Source organism: Lysinibacillus sp. FSL W8-0992, assembly GCF_038008685.1.
Lineage (GTDB): Bacteria > Bacillota > Bacilli > Bacillales_A > Planococcaceae > Lysinibacillus.
In genome coordinates this window covers 4571695-4590255 of the sequence record NZ_JBBOZQ010000001.1, presented here as the reverse complement: position 1 = coordinate 4590255, position 18561 = coordinate 4571695, and the positions used below count along the sequence as shown (strand labels likewise).

The 18561-nt window shown below is 38.2% G+C and carries 14 protein-coding genes; 13 read left to right on the top strand and 1 reads right to left on the bottom strand.

Annotation, left to right across the window (positions count from 1 at the left end; all coding sequences use genetic code 11):
• Positions 1–262 precede the first annotated feature (262 nt).
• Positions 263–1367 (top strand): peptide chain release factor 2 gene (prfB, locus tag NSQ74_RS22795; protein WP_401021137.1). Its coding sequence is split into 2 segments (ribosomal slippage): positions 263–337 and positions 339–1367, totalling 1104 coding nucleotides; the frame shifts between segments, so codons are not numbered across the junction.
• A gap of 941 nt (positions 1368–2308) precedes the next feature.
• On the opposite strand, the gene NSQ74_RS22790 is transcribed toward prfB, so the two are convergent.
• The gene (locus tag NSQ74_RS22790; RefSeq protein WP_340826325.1) at positions 2309–2818 is read right to left on the bottom strand and encodes a competence protein ComK; all 510 of its coding nucleotides are present in this window, start codon (positions 2816–2818) and stop codon (positions 2309–2311) included.
• 228 nt (positions 2819–3046) lie between these two features.
• Here NSQ74_RS22790 and NSQ74_RS22785 point away from each other — a divergent pair, with 228 nt between their 5' ends.
• The 12 genes from NSQ74_RS22785 to NSQ74_RS22730 all read left to right on the top strand — a co-directional run bounded on the left by NSQ74_RS22785 (position 3047) and on the right by NSQ74_RS22730 (position 18432).
• Complete coding sequence (locus NSQ74_RS22785) at positions 3047–3289, top strand: IDEAL domain-containing protein (RefSeq protein ID WP_340826323.1); 243 nt, start codon at positions 3047–3049, stop codon at positions 3287–3289.
• 348 nt (positions 3290–3637) lie between these two features.
• Entirely contained in the window at positions 3638–5617 is a 1980-nt protein-coding gene (gene uvrB / locus NSQ74_RS22780; protein ID WP_340826322.1) for an excinuclease ABC subunit UvrB, read from the top strand.
• A 7-nt stretch (positions 5618–5624) separates the two neighbouring features.
• Entirely contained in the window at positions 5625–8489 is a 2865-nt protein-coding gene (gene uvrA / locus NSQ74_RS22775; RefSeq protein ID WP_340826321.1) for an excinuclease ABC subunit UvrA, read from the top strand.
• A gap of 279 nt (positions 8490–8768) precedes the next feature.
• Positions 8769–9959 carry a DUF4097 family beta strand repeat-containing protein gene (locus NSQ74_RS22770; RefSeq protein WP_340826320.1) on the top strand — a complete coding sequence of 397 codons (1191 nt, stop codon included), beginning with the start codon at positions 8769–8771 and terminating at the stop codon, positions 9957–9959.
• A gap of 274 nt (positions 9960–10233) precedes the next feature.
• Complete coding sequence (ftsE, locus tag NSQ74_RS22765) at positions 10234–10920, top strand: cell division ATP-binding protein FtsE (protein WP_340826319.1); 687 nt, start codon at positions 10234–10236, stop codon at positions 10918–10920.
• Positions 10910–11794: a permease-like cell division protein FtsX gene (ftsX, locus tag NSQ74_RS22760; RefSeq protein WP_340826317.1), complete on the top strand. Its 885-nt coding sequence runs from the start codon at positions 10910–10912 to the stop codon at positions 11792–11794. Before ftsE ends, ftsX begins: the two co-directional genes overlap by 11 nt.
• Positions 11795–12062: 268 nt before the next feature.
• Complete coding sequence (locus NSQ74_RS22755; RefSeq protein WP_340826316.1) at positions 12063–13361, top strand: murein hydrolase activator EnvC family protein; 1299 nt, start codon at positions 12063–12065, stop codon at positions 13359–13361.
• 271 nt (positions 13362–13632) lie between these two features.
• Complete coding sequence (locus NSQ74_RS22750) at positions 13633–14253, top strand: hypothetical protein (protein WP_340826315.1); 621 nt, start codon at positions 13633–13635, stop codon at positions 14251–14253.
• Positions 14250–14837, top strand: coding sequence for a peroxiredoxin family protein (locus NSQ74_RS22745; protein ID WP_340826314.1), 588 nt, complete (start codon positions 14250–14252; stop codon positions 14835–14837). Before NSQ74_RS22750 ends, NSQ74_RS22745 begins: the two co-directional genes overlap by 4 nt.
• 616 nt (positions 14838–15453) lie before the next feature.
• Entirely contained in the window at positions 15454–16902 is a 1449-nt protein-coding gene (locus tag NSQ74_RS22740) for a S41 family peptidase (RefSeq protein WP_340826312.1), read from the top strand.
• Positions 16903–17026: 124 nt separating this feature from the next.
• Positions 17027–18208 (top strand): PDZ domain-containing protein, encoded by a 1182-nt coding sequence (locus NSQ74_RS22735; RefSeq protein WP_340826311.1) that lies wholly within the window; start codon positions 17027–17029, stop codon positions 18206–18208.
• Positions 18208–18432 carry a CsbA family protein gene (locus NSQ74_RS22730; protein ID WP_340826541.1) on the top strand — a complete coding sequence of 75 codons (225 nt, stop codon included), beginning with the start codon at positions 18208–18210 and terminating at the stop codon, positions 18430–18432. The genes NSQ74_RS22735 and NSQ74_RS22730 overlap by 1 nt, the downstream gene beginning before the upstream one ends.
• The last annotated feature ends 129 nt before the right edge of the window (positions 18433–18561 follow it).

Here is an 18561-nt window from a genome sequence, read left to right as displayed (position 1 = left end):
ATAGACGATTGACATGCGAGCATTGTGATCAAAAAATTCACGCCGAAGCTCGTAAAAGTTTACTCGGAAAGCTTAATTAGTGAATAATATATTTTTGATCATAAAAGATAGTAGTATAAGCTAAGCGCTTGGGACTACTATTTTTTATGTCTCATGGACAGGGCATATTGAAAAAAGTATGTTTTCCGCTTTAAAAACGCTATAATAGAATAATACGGATTTTACATGTAATATCCATTAAATATGTTCGGAGGATTTAGCAATGATTGAATTAGCAGATGTGCGTAACGCGTTAGATACTACAGCCAAAAAATTGGCGGACTTCAGGAGGTCTCTTTGACTTAGAAAACAAAGAGGCACGTATTCAAGAATTAGATGAAATGATGCTAGAACCAGGCTTCTGGGACGATCAGCAAGGAGCACAGGTAGTCATTAATGAAGGTAATGGCTTGAAGGCAATTGTTAATGAATATAAAGAGCTAGTAGATACACATGAAAACTTAGATATGACATTAGAGTTATTACGTGAAGAGCCTGATGAAGAATTACAGGAGGAGCTAGGCAACGAGCTAGCAGAGTTCCAACAAAAAATGGGCGATTTTGAATTGCAATTACTATTAAGTGGTCCATATGATCAGAACAATGCCATTTTAGAGCTTCATCCTGGTGCTGGTGGTACAGAGTCTCAAGACTGGGGTTCTATGTTACTTCGTATGTATACACGTTGGGCTGAAAAACGTGGATTTAAAGTAGAAACAGTCGATTATCTTCCAGGTGATGAAGCGGGTATTAAATCCGTAACTTTATCTATTAAAGGACATAATGCTTACGGTTATTTACAGGCTGAAAAGGGTGTACACCGTTTAGTACGTATTTCACCGTTCGACTCTTCTGGTCGTCGTCATACATCATTCGTTTCATGTGATGTCATGCCTGAATTTGATGACAATATTGAAGTAGACATTCGCACAGAGGATTTAAAAATTGATACGTACCGTGCAACAGGCGCTGGTGGTCAGCATATTAATACAACGGATTCAGCTGTTCGTATTACGCATATTCCAACTGGTACTGTCGTTCAATGTCAGGCAGAGCGTTCACAAATTAAAAACCGTGAAAAAGCAATGACGATGTTAAAAGGGAAATTATATCAATTAGAAATTGATAAGCAGCAAGCACAACTTGATGAAATTCGCGGTGAGCAAAAGGAAATTGGCTGGGGCTCTCAAATACGCTCATACGTATTCCATCCATACTCTATGGTTAAGGATCACCGTACAAGTGAAGAAACAGGGAATGTAGGCGCAGTAATGGACGGAGATTTAGATCCATTTATCAATGCATATTTACGTTCTAAAATTGGATAATCAATGAAGACCTCAGAGGCGTTACGCTTCTGAGGTTTTCTCATTTTAAGTGCCAGTCACTCAAACAATTCTGAATTTTCATAACACTGCTAGTAGGTTAACCAAGTAAAAACCTACGTAGACTTCTGCGGGAATGCACAGAACGTAAGACGCAACAAACCGCGCGTTAGCGAGGGTTACGGCTTACGTGTGTGCCCGCGAAAAGCGAAGTGGGTTTTTACACTTTAGAATTACAATGCATAGAAAGGCACAGGAACTCCAGCTATGCAATATCCTCCTAGGCACTGCTAGTAGAACATTTATATATGAATTTCCAAGTAAAACCCACGTAGACTCCTGCGGGAACGCACAGAGCGTAAGACGTAACAAACGGCGCGACAGCGACGGTTACGGCTTACGTGTATGCCCGCGGAAAGCGAAGGGGAATTTACGCTTTAGAATTACAATGCATAGAATGGCACAGGAACTCCAGCTATGCAATATCCTACTAGGCACTGCTAGTAGAACATTAATATATATTTCCTAAGTAAAAACCCACGTAGACTCCTGCGGGAACGCACAGAGCGTAAGACGTAACAAACGGCGCGACAGCGACGGTTACGGCTTACGTGTATGCCCGCGGAAAGCGAAGTGGGTTTTTACGCTTTAGAAGTACAATGCATAGAAAGGCACAGGAACTCCAGCTATGCAATATCCTACTAGGCACTGCTAGTAGAACATTTATATATGAATTTCCAAGTAAAAACCCACGTAGACTCCTGCGGGAACGCACAGAGCGTAAGACGTAACAAACGGCGCGACAGCGACGGTTGCGGCTTACGTGTGTGCCCGCGGAAAGCGAAGTGGGTTTTTACGCTTTAGAATATCCAATGCAATAACGATGTAAGGACTCACCCTACTCACCTTAATAGTAATAGTAATAGTAATAGTAAACCTTCTCATTAAAATGGTGGATGGTACGGAGCATCGTGGCTAAGTTGTTTACGCTCACCCATATAATGTTTATAAAGCATAGAAGCATTAACAAATTGTTTACTAATCGAAGCATATTTAATCGGCAGCTCAATTTCCATATCATTTTTCAATGTGATAATACATCCTTCACTACTCGGCGAAATATTGGAAATTGCATGGAGCCCAATCCAAATATTGTGTATAGAGTTTGGCGAATAGGTCGGTAAAAAAATGCAAGGAAAGCCATAATCATATGCGACGACTATAGGGAGCTTATGTTGATTACCAAAAAAACGTTTTGCAGAATGTTTTGCAGCTTCATAAGTCGTGCCTAATGAGATGCAAGATTTGCGTAAAACATGCAAAGGTTTGCGTGTCACAATAAGCTCATTATGCTTGTCAATAACTCGAGTAAAAATTTTAGATTCATGCTGAATCGGTTCCAATAAATAAGTATTAAAAGACATTAAATAACCATTCACATAATTTGATGACATATGTAAAAGCCTCCTTTTAATAGTGATTATTTGTAGTGTAAATGACAAAAATGCATTCTGAAAATATAGATATAAACCGAAATTATATAGATAATTGATGCTTTTCCCTAAGGAATTTGCTCGAAATTCCGCTATAATTCTAATAAATAATAGATGATTTTTATTTGTTTAGCGTTGCATTTTAATCTAAATTTTCTTATAATTTAGAAAAGGATCGAGGTGAGATCGTTGGATAAATATTATTCGTACACAGATTTTCTAAAAGCCGTAGGTCAGTCAAAAAAAGTTGATGAGGCAGAGAAATTATTGAACGAGATTTATTTAGATTTATTTTTAAATCATATCCAGCGTATGCATCGTGAAGAAAAGCTAATGGTTCTGATAGATAGAACACTCGATGAACGAGATAAAAAAGCTTTTCACTTATACGCAACTGAACTAGAGGCTTTACACAAAGTAGCAAGTGAATAATATGATAAGACCGCTCTCCAATTACAGGAGAGCGGATTTTTTTGTTTATCTACAAATAGATGTTATCAGCACTATTATGTTTAATGAAAAATTGTAAAATCTTTTATTTTTCTAGAATTCTATGATTAAAGAAAGGGTATATATCTAATCATAGGTATAAAGGATAGAAGTTTGTTGTTTCTGAAAGAGTGTTACATCTAAGAGAAACTTCAAATGCTACATCAACATACACGTACCGAAATTGAAAATGAAGAAAAATAACAAACATTCGTTCGTTAAATGTTCGATATTTTAATACTGCTATGCTAAAATAAATGTACAAATTGGAAGGAAAGGACGGGGACATGCGTGCAAACATTTGATTTACAGGCGCCTTATCAGCCTAATGGTGATCAGCCACAGGCGATTGCAGAATTAGTGGAGGGTGTACGTGAAGGGAAACGACATCAAACATTACTTGGTGCAACAGGGACGGGCAAAACTTTTACGATTTCCAATGTCATTCAGCAAGTAAAAAAACCAACACTGATTATGGCCCACAATAAAACACTTGCGGGTCAATTATATAGTGAGTTCAAAGAGTTCTTCCCAAATAATGCGGTTGAATACTTTGTAAGTTATTATGACTACTTTCAACCGGAAGCGTATGTTCCGCAAACAGATACGTATATCGAAAAAGATTCAAGCATTAATGATGAGATTGATAAACTCCGTCACTCAGCCACTTCTTCACTTTTCGAACGTGATGATGTCATTATTATTGCGTCCGTATCCTGTATATACGGTTTAGGTTCTCCGGAAGAATATCGAGAATTAGTTGTATCAATTCGCACAGGGATGGAAATTGAGCGCAATCAATTACTTCGAAAATTAGTCGACGTGCAATATGAACGCAATGATATTAGTTTTACACGTGGGACGTTCCGTGTGCGAGGAGACGTTGTGGAAATTTTCCCAGCATCTCGTGATGAACATTGCGTCCGTATTGAATTTTTCGGAGATGAGATTGACCGAATTCGAGAGGTAGATGCTTTAACTGGAGAAATATTGGCAGATCGAGACCATGTAGCAATTTTCCCAGCATCCCACTTCGTTACACGTGAAGAAAAAATGCTTAAAGCAATTGACAATATTGAACAAGAATTAGAACAACGCCTTGAGCTATTGAGAGCAGAAGATAAGCTATTGGAGGCACAGCGCTTAGAGCAGCGTACACGCTATGATTTGGAAATGATGCGTGAAATGGGCTTTTGCTCAGGTATTGAAAACTATTCACGCCATTTAACATTACGTGAAGCTGGGGCAACACCATATACGTTACTTGATTACTTCCCAGAGGACTTTCTACTCGTCGTCGACGAAAGCCATGTGACATTACCACAAGTAAGAGGTATGTATAATGGGGACCAAGCGCGCAAAGGGGTACTAGTAGAGCATGGTTTCCGTTTACCTTCTGCACTAGACAATCGTCCATTGCGTTTTGAGGAATTTGAACGACATATTCATCAAGCAATTTATGTATCAGCAACGCCTGGTCCATATGAAATTGAACATACTCCAGAAATGGTAGAACAAATTATACGTCCAACAGGATTACTAGATCCGTTAATTGAAGTTCGTCCAATTGAAGGGCAAATTGATAATTTAATTGATGAAATTCATGATCGTATTGCGCGAAATGAGCGTGTACTCGTAACAACATTGACGAAAAAAATGTCAGAAGATTTATCTGCATATTTGAAGGAAATGGGCTTAAAAGTGGAATACTTACATTCAGAGATTAAGACATTAGAACGTATTGAGATTATTCGCGAACTTCGTAAAGGTACATATGATGTACTTATCGGCATTAACTTATTGCGTGAAGGCTTGGATATTCCTGAAGTATCACTAGTAGCGATTTTAGATGCAGATAAGGAAGGCTTTTTACGTTCGGAGCGTTCTCTTATTCAAACAATTGGCCGTGCGGCACGTAATGCAAATGGGCATGTCATTATGTACGCGGATAATATGACAGATTCTATGAAAAAGGCAATTGAGGAAACAAAACGCCGCCGTACAATTCAAATGGCTTACAACGAGGAACATGGTATTACACCGAAAACGATTGTCAAAAAGATTCCGGATGTTATTCGTGCGACACAGGTGGCAGAGGAAGAGGAGTCTTATGTAACAAAGGCAACGAAAGGCAAAAAATTGACGAAAGCAGAAAGAGAGAAATTACTTGCTACTCTTGAAGTTGAGATGAAGGAAGCGGCAAAAGCACTTGACTTCGAACGTGCAGCTGAGCTTCGCGATACAATATTTGAATTGAAAGCAGAAGGGTGATTGGCTTGTGAAAAATACAGAAATTGTCGTGCAAGGCGCACGAGCACATAATTTAAAAAATATAAATGTCACAATTCCACGTGATCAATTAGTCGTGTTAACAGGTTTATCTGGATCTGGGAAATCGTCATTAGCGTTTGATACGATTTACGCTGAAGGACAACGTCGCTATGTCGAATCATTATCGGCATATGCGCGCCAATTTCTTGGCCAAATGGATAAACCGGATGTAGATGCAATAGAGGGGCTATCGCCTGCTATTTCAATCGACCAAAAAACGACGAGCCGAAATCCACGCTCAACAGTCGGAACAGTTACGGAAATCTATGATTATTTGCGTTTACTATTTGCCCGTATCGGCAAGCCCATTTGTCCAAATCACGGTATTGAGATTACGTCTCAAACGATTGAGCAAATGGTCGATCGTCTGCTCGTCTATCCAGAGCGTACGAAAATGCAATTACTTGCACCAATGATTTCAGGGCGTAAAGGGACACATGTAAAATTACTTGAGGATTTGAAAAAGCAAGGCTTTGTCCGTGTACGAATTGATGGAGAATTACGCGATTTAGACGATGCTATTGATCTAGATAAAAATAAAAAACATTCGATAGAAGTTGTTGTCGATCGTGTAGTTGTAAAAGAAGGAATTGCAGCTCGTCTTAGTGATTCGTTAGAAACAGCCCTTCGATTAGCAGAGGGACGTGTGCTTGTCGATGTAATGGAACATGAAGAATTATTATTTAGCGAACATCATGCCTGCCCATTATGTGGATTTTCAATTGGAGAGTTAGAGCCTAGGATGTTTTCTTTTAACAGTCCATTTGGGGCGTGCACAAGCTGTGACGGTTTAGGAACGACACAAGAGGTTGATCTTGAGCTTATCGTGCCAGATTGGGATCGTTCATTATTAGAGCACGCTATTGCACCATGGGAGCCTACTAGCTCTCAATATTATCCACAGCTATTAAAGGCTGTATGCGACCATTACGATATTCCAATGGATTTACCTGTCAAAGATTTACCTAAAGAAAAGATGGATAAGGTTTTATTTGGCTCAGGTAAAGATAAAATTCACTTCCATTATGAAAATGAATTTGGCAATGTGCGAGATCAGATGATTGAATTCGAAGGTGTCGTTCGTAATGTAGAGCGTCGTTTTAAGGAAACAACTTCCGATTATGTACGAGAACAAATGGAGAAATATATGGCTCAGCAAGCTTGCCCATCTTGTAAAGGCTACCGACTAAAGCCCGAAACATTAGCTGTGAAAGTTGCAGATCAGCATATTGGACAAGTAACAGAGTATTCGATTCAGGATGCAGATACGTTTTTCAAAGAGCTCGATTTATCTGAAAAGGATATGCAAATCGCAAAACTCGTATTGCGTGAAATAGAAGAACGTCTCGGCTTCTTAGTCAATGTAGGATTAGATTATTTAACATTAAATCGTGCTGCGGGAACACTTTCAGGCGGGGAGGCTCAGCGTATCCGTCTGGCAACACAAATTGGCTCTCGTTTAACAGGAGTGCTCTATATTTTGGATGAGCCATCTATCGGCCTACATCAGCGAGATAATGACCGTCTCATTAGTACGCTACAAAATATGCGTGATATCGGAAATACGTTAATTGTAGTAGAGCATGATGAAGATACAATGCTAGCAGCGGATTATCTTATTGATGTTGGACCAGGTGCTGGAGTACATGGTGGACAAATTGTTGCAGCAGGTACACCACAGGAAGTAATGGATAATCCTAAGTCATTAACAGGACAATATTTAAGCGGCAAGAAATTCATACCGCTACCAATTGAGCGTCGTAAACCAGATGGTCGTAAACTATCTATTTTAGGTGCAAAAGAAAATAACCTACAAAACGTCAAAGTAGACGTACCATTAGGTCTATTTGTAGCGGTGACAGGTGTTTCTGGCTCTGGTAAATCAACTCTCATCAATGAGATTTTATATAAATCTTTAGCGCAAAAGCTCAACCGTTCAAAGGTGAAGCCAGGTGCACATAAAGAAGTAACAGGATTGGATGAGTTAGAAAAAGTTATTGATATTGATCAATCACCAATCGGCAGAACGCCACGCTCAAATCCGGCAACATATACAGGAGTATTTGATGATATTCGCGATGTTTTTGCAACAACAAATGAGGCAAAAGTACGCGGCTATAAAAAAGGGCGGTTTAGCTTTAATGTTAAAGGTGGTCGTTGTGAAGCTTGTCGTGGCGACGGTATTATTAAAATTGAAATGCATTTCCTGCCAGATGTTTATGTGCCGTGTGAAGTTTGTCATGGTAAACGTTATAATCGCGAAACACTTGAAGTGAAATATAAAGATAAAAGTATTGCGGATATTTTAGATATGACAATTGAAAATGCTGTGGTGTTCTTTGAAAACATTCCTAAAATTCAACGTAAATTACAAACGATTGTTGATGTAGGGTTAGGTTATATGAAATTAGGACAACCTGCGACTACCCTATCAGGTGGTGAGGCACAGCGTGTTAAATTGGCTTCTGAATTACATCGCCGCTCAACAGGTAAGTCATTTTACATTTTAGATGAGCCGACAACTGGCTTACATGCAGATGATATTGCACGCTTACTCATTGTGTTGCAACGCCTTGTTGAAAATGGTGACTCAGTACTTGTCATTGAGCATAATTTGGATGTTATTAAAACAGCGGATTACATTATTGACTTGGGGCCAGAGGGTGGCGACAAAGGTGGTACAATTGTTGCTACAGGTACGCCAGAAGAAGTAGTGGAAGTAACGGGCTCTTATACAGGTAAATATTTAAAACCGATATTAACACGTGATAGAATGCGTATGGAAGCTGCTTTGGTAGAAGCATCTAAATAATTTATTACAAAGTATTTTATTGTAAAAATCTGCTTTTTTCCGAGGGTAAGACTTAAGACCCCGCATGCTCGTTAGCTTTTGTGGCATCATGCATAAGGCTTTTTCTCCCTCAGGAAATCTTGCAGATTTTTTATTTTCTCATATCAAAAATGCACCTAATAGCGACAATGCAGTAATTCATCATCTGTGATAGTAAATACTTTTTCATTTTTTCAGTGAAACTTTTCACATAGGGATACGTATAAATAGATATAACAATCTGTGGGAGGCTATATGATTATGCAAAATGAACGTCAACGAATTTTAGAACTTGTGGAAAAAGGTACAATTTCAGCGCAAGAGGCGATTACATTATTAGAAGCATTAGAGCAACCTAGCAAGTCCACTCAAAGTAGTAACGATGTGTCGAATATGGGTCAGCAATCCTCAACAGAGAAGGAATCTATCTTTAAAGATCCAGAGTTTAAAGAAGAACAAAAGAAAAAAGATGCAGACTTCACTAAAAATTTCCAAGAGGAAATGCATGATTTTCGTAAAGATTTATCGCAAATCGGTTCAATCTTTATGGATATGATGAATACGGCAGTTAAAAAAGTAAAAGAATTCGATGTTTCTTCGCCATTTGGAGATAAATTTGAGTTTACACATACAGAAGAACTAGCGGCAGAGAATGTAGAAAATGTCATTGTTGAATTACCGAACGGCAATTTTTCATTAGAAACGTGTGAAGGTGATAACTTCCAAGTCATTTGTAAAGTAAAGGCACCGCTACTTAATGATAACGAGGAAGAAACACGTAATCATTTCTTGGAACAATTTGTTGTGAAGAACGAGGAAGGCTCACTTAGAATTTTAAGTCAGCTTAAGCTTGTGCAGGTGAATGTACAATTACTTGTGCCAAAGGAAAAGTTAGATAAATTGTCAGTCCGTTTAATGAACGGTAGTGTTGCCTTGCAAGATATCGAGCTAGATCAATTAAAACTTAAAACACTTAATGGTGCGATTAAGGGCTCTAAGCTAGTATTTACGAAGGCAGAAGTGGATTCATCGAATGGCTCGATCGAACTAACTGATGTACGTGGTAAAGATCTAGAAGCAGAAACATTGAATGGTCGTGTTTATTTAGATGGGGCTTTAGATGAAGTAGAAGCAAAATCTATAAATGGACATGTTGTTGTGACAACATGCTCTAGTAATTCATCAAAAATTAAAGCACATACAGTTGCTGGAGCTGTAGAAATATATGTACCTCGAACAATGTCTTTAAGCGGAAAAATTGTCACAAACTTCGGCAAAGTGGATGTAGGTATTCAAGATACGTCGAAAATTGAAACACAGGATCAATTCTTAACTAAAGTAGTTCGTTTTGATAAAGAAGTGGAAAATGCGAATCGCTTATTTATCGAAGGCGAGTCGAAAACAGGAGCAGTTTTAATTCGTTATACAACTACTGACGAGCAACAAATGTAAAATTATAGAGCATTCGGCTAGGCTATATAGCTTGAATGCTTTTTTATATTCAATATTTACTAATAAGAAACAGGAATCACTATAACCTTCCATCGATTCCTGTTTTTATTTGTTGTCATTTGGTGGTTTTTAAAAAAATATTCCAAAAAACATTAAATAAATAGAATTTAATGCCAACGAATGAAATAAAACTGTAATAAAAAAACATAGATTGAGTGATATAATAGAAAAAGAATACATCTTACATATAAGAGGTTTAGGTGGTTTAAAAAACATGATAGAAATGAAAAATGTGACAAAGAAGTATCCGAATGGTGTAGTTGCGACAAATGGCATTTCGGTTAATATAAAACAAGGTGAATTTGTCTATGTTGTTGGTCCAAGTGGTGCAGGTAAATCGACATTTATCAAGTTAATGTACCGTGAGGAAAAAGCAACTTCAGGTGAAATTACTGTTAATGGTATTAATTTAGGTGATTTAAAAAATAAAAAAGTACCTTTCTTGCGCCGTCAACTCGGTGTAGTTTTCCAAGATTTCAAATTACTTCCAAGATTAAATGTCTATGAAAACGTAGCATTTGCGTTAGAGGTAATTGAAGAGGAACCAGTTGAAATCCGACGTCGAGTTATGGAAGTTTTAGATCTTGTTGGATTAAAGCATAAGGCAAGAATGTTCCCGAACGAACTTTCTGGTGGAGAACAGCAACGTGTTTCTATTGCTCGTTCTATTGTGAACGTACCAAAAGTAGTAATTGCAGATGAACCAACAGGGAATCTAGACCCTGAGACATCTTGGGAGATTATGAATTTGTTTGAAGAAATTAATGCACGGGGAACGACAATTGTAATGGCAACCCACAACCGCGAAATTGTGAATACCATTCGTCGTCGAGTTATAGCGATTGAAGGCGGTATGATTGTCCGTGATGAGCACGGAGGTGACTACGGCTATGAAATTTAATACGGTAAAACGACACTTTCGAGAGAGTATAAAATCACTTGGTCGTAATAGTTGGATGACAATTGCTTCTGTCAGCGCGGTTACAGTGACTTTGATATTAGTAGGTGTATTCTCGCTAATTATGATGAACTTAAATAAAGTAGCATCAGATTTAGAGAACGATGTTGAAATAAAAGTGTTAATCGATGAAACAGCAGATGAAGCTGCTGAAAAAGCATTGCTAGCAAAAATAGAAAAATTGCCTGATGTTGCGGAATTTACTTATTCCACAAAGGAAGACGAATTGACAAAGTTAGTGAAAGATTTTGGGGATGACTTTAAGCTTTTTGAGCAAAGTAACCCGTTACGAAATGTTATTTATGTGAAGGCAACAGATCCACAGCAAACTGCCACGGTTGCAAAGACAATTAATAAGTATGAATATACATACGATGTGAAGTACGGTGAAGGTAAGGTAGAAAAACTTTTCAACTTCTTAAATATTAGTCGTAATGTAGGTCTTGTGCTGATTTTAGGGTTATTATTCACAGCTATTTTCTTAATTTCTAATACGATTCGTATTACGATAATCGCACGACGCGATGAAATCGAAATTATGAAACTAGTAGGTGCAACAAATTCGTTTGTGCGTATTCCATTTCTTTTAGAAGGTATGTGGCTGGGGATATTAGGTTCTATCGTCCCGATTGCGGTTATCGCAACACTTTATCACAATGTATATAGAATTATTGCACCTCGTTTACAAGGTGAGCTTGTTCAGCTTCTTAGCTTCTCACCACTTGTTTATCAAGTAAGTGGTCTACTATTGCTTATTGGTGTGCTTATTGGTATTTGGGGAAGCTTCATGTCTGTACGTAAATTTTTAAAAGTTTAACTTGTTTCAGCAAAAGTTCTTATTTATAAAAGCGGGGGATACACGGGATTCTTTGTGGATTTCACCCCCGTCTGACTCAAGTTAAAGTCCACGGTGAATGTCACAGATATTATAAGGAGCCTATTGATCAGGCTCGAAAAAAACTTGACGCAATAATGCCGAGGCGTAATTTATATATTTAGTCAGAGATGTAGCGCAATAAAAAGCCGTTTATGACGGCGTACATAGTCAGAAAAATGGAATTAAATAGACGAAGGGAGTTCAATAAATGAAAAGTAAGGCAAAAAACACAATTAAAGCATTTGCAGCAACAACGGCACTACTTCTTATTATCCAAACTCCAACAGCGTATGCAACTAGTTTAACGGATTTAAAAGAAGAGAAAAAACAAGTAGAAACAAAGAAAAATCAATTAAATTCTTCTATTAGCAATAAAGAAAATGCAATTAGTGCAAATGAAGAAAAGCAACAAAAATTACTAGATCAAATTCAAGCGTTAAACGCTGAAATCGAAACTACAAATAGTAGTATTAAAAATGTATTGGCAGAAATTCAATCTACAAATGCAGAGATAAAAGAATTAGAAGGTACAATTGAAGAGCTTCTTCGCAAAATTGAAGAGCGTGATTTATTATTACAAGATCGTGCACGTGCAATTCAAGCTGGGGGCTCAGTTAGCTATTTAGATGTGCTACTAGGTTCTAATAGCTTCGTAGATTTCATCGACCGCTTCTCCGCTGTAAATGCATTACTTGAAGCGGATCGTCAAATTATTCGCGATCAAAAACAGGACAAGCAAACATTAGAAGAGCAAAAGCAAGTACTAGAAAGTAAACGTCAAAAGCTTGAAGAGCAGAAAGCAAAGCTAGAGCGTCTAAAAGCATCATTAGATGGACAGAAAAAAGAGAAAAACACTTTAGTTGAACAGTTAGAAAAAGAACAAGCAAAACTAAAGTCAGAAAAAGTATTACTTGAAAAAGAATATTCAGAGGCGCTTGAAATTAGTGCTGAATTACAGCAGCAAATTATTTCAGAGCAAAACCGATTAGCGGAAGTAGCTCGTCAACAAGAGGCAAAACGTAAAGCAGCAGCCGCTGCTGCAGCTGCAGCAGGGAACTCAGGCTCTGGCGGCTCTACAGTGAATGCTCCAGCTTCGGATGGAACATGGATTAAACCAACAAATGGTCGTTTAACATCACCATATGGCTGGCGTAATCTTGGTGCTGGTCCTGAATTCCATTATGGAGTTGACCTTGCCAATAAAACAGGTACGCCAATTTGGGCAGCGGCTGACGGTGTCGTATCTTACGCCGCACCACTTAGCTCTTACGGAAATGTGGTTATTTTAACACACTCTATTGATGGAAAAATATATACAACAGTTTATGCACATTTAAGTGCATTTAATGTTAGTGTTGGTGACGAAGTAAGCCAAGGACAGCAAATCGCAGCAATGGGTAGTACAGGTCGCTCAACAGGACCACACTTACACTTTGAAGTGCACATCGGCTCTTGGCAAGGACAAGCAGTTGGTAGTGTGAATCCACTAAAATATATTCCATTGTAAATATTTTATGAAGAGAGTCGTCTCATTGTGAGACGGCTCTTTTTTGCGTGTAAGTGACAAAATAAAAAGGAGATTTTTCCTGTTATAACGTGCATTCGAAAGAAATTTTTATTACTATATACGATGTAGGGTATTTTCAAGTGAAATGCTCCAAAAATGACTATTCTATGAAAACTTGAGAATAATTTTTGAACACAGTGTGAAATGGAAGTTTTCATAAAAGTATGTATGCTATGCTAAAATTATCTATATCGGTGGAGGATTTGTTAAGGTGATTAATACTGAGTGGTTTTCAATTCGTGCATTAACTTTACCAGCAACGGCGGTCGCATTATTAGCAGCATTTATCATTGTATGGCTTGTCTTACGAATACAATTCCCGAAAATATGGTCAGGGGTATACGGCGATACAATCTTTACTTTTATACTTGTTTGGAAATTTAGCGTCGTTATTACGGACTTTCAATCTGTCCTTTCACAACCATTAACGCTTCTTTACTTTAATGGCGGAACTGTCGGTGTCTTATTAGGAATAGTTGCCTTAATATTTCAATTGTGGTGGAAGCGACAACAACTACAATTCGATTCTGAAGGCGTAACTGCAAGTGGCTGGGCAATCATTTTAACGCAATCCATTTATCAATGGTTCGTGGTATTATTGAATGACAATTCGCTCCAAAGTGAACTCATCACTTTGGTAGTGCTAAGCATACTAACGATTATCATATTATGGAAAGTAACAGAAACAACTCTAGCGTTATTAGTGTATACAGCTGTGTATGTAATCGTTGCTGTTTTTCAGCCTAATGGCTTTTGGCAACCGGCTGTTGGAGTAAGCTTCCTATTACTTATGTTAGGTATAGGAATTCAACGAATGGGAGGAAAAGAATGAAAAAAAATATTGGGTTACTTATGGTTGTGTTGTTAATAGCTGCGATGATTGGTACATATGTTAAACAGCAAATTGATAAAGAGCGCGAAATTGAAACGGCCTCACTTGGTAAAGAAGTAGAGGAACGGACAATTGGGTTGAAAAAAGGAGATACACCGCCAGATTTAACGTTAACTAATTTAGATGGTGAAAAAGTGACGTTAAGTAAGTTACGCGGAAAAAAAGTAGTATTAAATTTTTGGGCAACATGGTGTCCACCGTGTAAAGCTGAAATGCCACATATGCAAAATTATTACGATCAATATGCAAAAGAGGATAATGTTGAAATTTTAGCAGTCAATTTAACGTCAGCCGAGCGAGACGTAACAGCTGATGCGAAAATTGATTCAGTCATGACATTTAGAGATGGTTTTGAACTTACATTCCCGATTTTACTTGATCCAGAAAATGTTGCTGGTTCAGATTATCAGGTCATTACAATTCCAACAACGTATTTCATTGATTCAACTGGGGCTATTCAGCAAGCGATAGAAGGCCCAATGAACATCGAAATGTTAAAAAACACTGTTGAAGCATTAGATTAAAACTAAACTACAACCCACTGTGCCCGTAAAATGCACAGTGGGTTTTTTTAGTGCCGGTTTTTTAGTGCCAGGCACCCAAACTATTCCGAATTTTTATAATACTGCTAGTAGATTATTTTATATATCCAAGAAAAAATACACGTAGACTCCTGCGGGAATGCAGTGGGTTTTAGTGCCGGGTATTAGTGCCAGGCACCCGAACAATTCTGAATACTTAAAGCGCTACTAGTAGATTATTTTATATATCCAAGTAAAAATCCACAAAGACTCTTACGGGAACGCACAGTGGGTATTAGTGCCAGGAACCCAAACAATTCTGAATACTTAAAGCGCTGCTAAGATTATTTTATATATCCAAGTAAAAATCCACGTAGACTCCTACGGGAACGCACAAAACGTAAGACGCAACAGGCGGCGCGATAGCGACGGTTGCGGCTTACGTCGTGCCCGCGGAAAGCGAAGTGGATTTTTACGCTATAGGTGGCTAGATTCTTTGAAAAGTGCCAGGCACCCAAACAATTTTGTATAGCCCGTGAGCTTATTTAGAATTCCAAAACATTATTTTGTATGTTTGAAAATAAAAATTCATACAGTAAAGAGACAGAGGAGGGAAGGTTTGCGCAAAATTACGGCAGGAGTCGGGGTACTTGTCAGCAGTTTATTGATAGGTAGTGGATTTTACTTTGACTTGTTTGATTTTGATGGAGGAGAGAAAAAAGTGCAAGTCGCAGAAGTTGATTCGATTAACGAAGCTTTGCAACTAATCGAAAAGAAATCTGTATATAGCACTAAAAAAGAAGAATTAGTAGAAGGTGCTTTACGTGGTATGGCAGATGCAATTAAGGACCCGTATAGTACCTATTACACGAAGGAAGAGGCTGAGCAACATCGACAAATGCTAGCAGAAGAAAGAGTTGGCATCGGTATTGAACTGACAGAAAATAATGGAAAGTTTATTGTTGTATCGCCTGTTCGTTCGTCACCAGCAGAAAAGGCTGGAATGCGCTCTCTCGATGAAATTGTACAAGTTGATGGCGTAAAAGTAGATGGGAAAACAATGAGTGAACTAATGCATTTAATTCAAGGTGACAAAGGGACAAAAATTACAATTGTTGTTTATCGTCCAAGTGAGGATAAGCATATTAAAATGACGATGGAACGTGCTGCAATCTCCAATAAAACCGTAACGAGTGAGGTAGTGAAGGTTGAGGATACTTCGATAGGATATATAGAAATCTCGTTATTTGGTGAGAAGACAGCAAATGAGTGGGTTGCAGAAACAAGTAAGCTACTACGCAAAGATGTAGAAGGGCTCGTTGTTGACGTTCGTGATAATCCTGGAGGCTATTTACATAGCGTCGCAGCGCTACTAAGTACAATTTTAGAAAATGGTAAAGTATTTGCCTATATGCAAAATGCAGAGGGGGCTATGGAACCATTAAAAACTGAATCGAAAGGCTTTGATGAAAAATATTTAGCTACGATGAATAAAATTCCGATTGTCATTATTCAAAATGGTGGTAGTGCATCAGCTAGTGAAGTACTCAGTGGAGCATTAAAAGGCTGGAATCGTGCTTCCCTTGTCGGCGTTAAAAGTTTTGGTAAGGGCACAGTGCAGGAATCATGGTCTCTTGCAAATGGGGGAGAACTAAAGCTATCGACAAATAAATGGCTTACGCCAAAACGTGAATGGATTCATGGGAAGGGCATTGAAGCTAGTTTAGTTATTGAACAAAACGAGTTATTTGCGTTCCAATTGCATCCATTAACAGGGCAATTCAAAATAGGCAATATGAGCGAGGAAATCGCGTATACACAAAAAGCATTGCAAAAGCTTGGTTATCAAATTGACCGATTAGATGGGTATTTAGATGAGACAACTCAAGAGGCAGTAAAACTTTATCGTAAGCAGAAGGAATTACCGCCAGCAGATAATGATGTATATGTAGATTCTACATTCTTCAATAGTTTAAATGGAACGTTAAAGGCTTATAAAGAAGATCGTCAAAATGACTTGCAATTCCAAATGGCAACAAGCTTCCTGTTGCACAATATTGAGCAATAGATATTATAAATCTAGTAAAAATGATGGGAAATAACAAGCTTTCTACCAGTTACTACTACGCAAGACAGTGGTCGTTTGATACAATGAATGCATAGTATTCATGACAGAAACGGCGGGTGTTCGTATGGTTAGTAACATATTAATAGAAATTGTAACAGCGATTGGCCGCTTTTTACTTAATCCAGTAGTTTATATGGCGATAGTGGTTGCTATCTTATTAGGGTATAGACGTGTAAAGCAAGAGCGAAGATTTTTTAACAGACGTATTATTTGGGGTTGGACAGAGCTGATAGGACAATGGAAGCGTGGATGGCCTTATGCATTAGTCATTTCACTAATAAGTCTAGGTTTCGGGCTCACTGTACCCAAACCTTTTTTACTAATTTTAATGGCTATATCTTTACTAGGTCTCTTGTTATTTTTCATCAATGTATTGTCACCAATTTACACAATGGCAATCGCGACTCTTACATTGTGGGCAATGTACCAGTATAACTGGTCGTTCTCCTGGTGGAAGCTTTCGTTGGAAGGCGTCGATTTATTAGCAGGGGCTATTGTTACAATTACGATCATAACAGGGCTATGTGTAATAGTAGAAGGCATGTTTATTCGCCGTACTGCTAAACAAGTTATCACACCTGCTATCGAAAATACAAAACGTGGCATGCAGGCTATCGTCTATCGAACAAGGAATGTCTGGGTGTTACCTATTTTCTTTATTATTCCAGGTAATATCATCCCATCATCACTGCCATATTGGCCGCAGTTTACGTTGGGAGATAATCACTTTGCATTCGTATTATTCCCTGTAGTTATCGGTTTTTCAAAGCTGTTAAGGAAAGAATTACCCGTTGTGCAGTTGCCAAAAATAGGGCGCTCAGTCTTATTGTTAGGACAGCTGATTTTAATAGGTGGACTTGCATCATTTTTGGCACCGATTATTGGTTATATAACATTAGCGGTAGGGGCATTAATTCGGATCATAATATCAATTTATTATGCTTTGCAAGATAAAACGGAATCGTATGCGGTTGCCCCAAGTACAAAGGGAGCTATTATTGCTGCGGTGCTTCCTGATTCGCCAGCAGAAAAAATGGGCTTACTTGCAGGGGAATGTATTCGTAAAGTAAACGGACACACGATTACTACAGAAGTTGAATTATATGAAGCTTTACAATCAAATGCTGCACATTGTCGTTTAGAGGTGCTAGACCGTAATAACGAAATTCGCCTTACGCAGCATGTAATTTACAGCAATGACCATTATCGAATTGGGTTATTGTTGGCGGAGCCGAGGGAACTATGATAGATCTATATGGGAAAATGATGCTAGCATTATTTTTCCCAGCATTACTCGTGTTATTGTTTACACGTATTACGTATAACCGTTATGTGGCGTTAGGTTTAGCTATAGCACTTATTGCCGCTTCAGTATATGCAGGTTATACTTCCCCACCTATTATTTTTGTTGTAGATGCTTTTTCGTTAACTTTTGGTTTTTGGTTGGCGAGCAAAATGCAAAAAAAATAAGGAGGGCTGTCATTAAAGACTTCCTAACTCCTTTAGTAATAAATAAAAATCCGCGTCGCATTTGCGGGCACTGTGTAAGACGAACTCATCCATATTGGGGTGATTCGTCTTACACCTCGTGCTACTTTC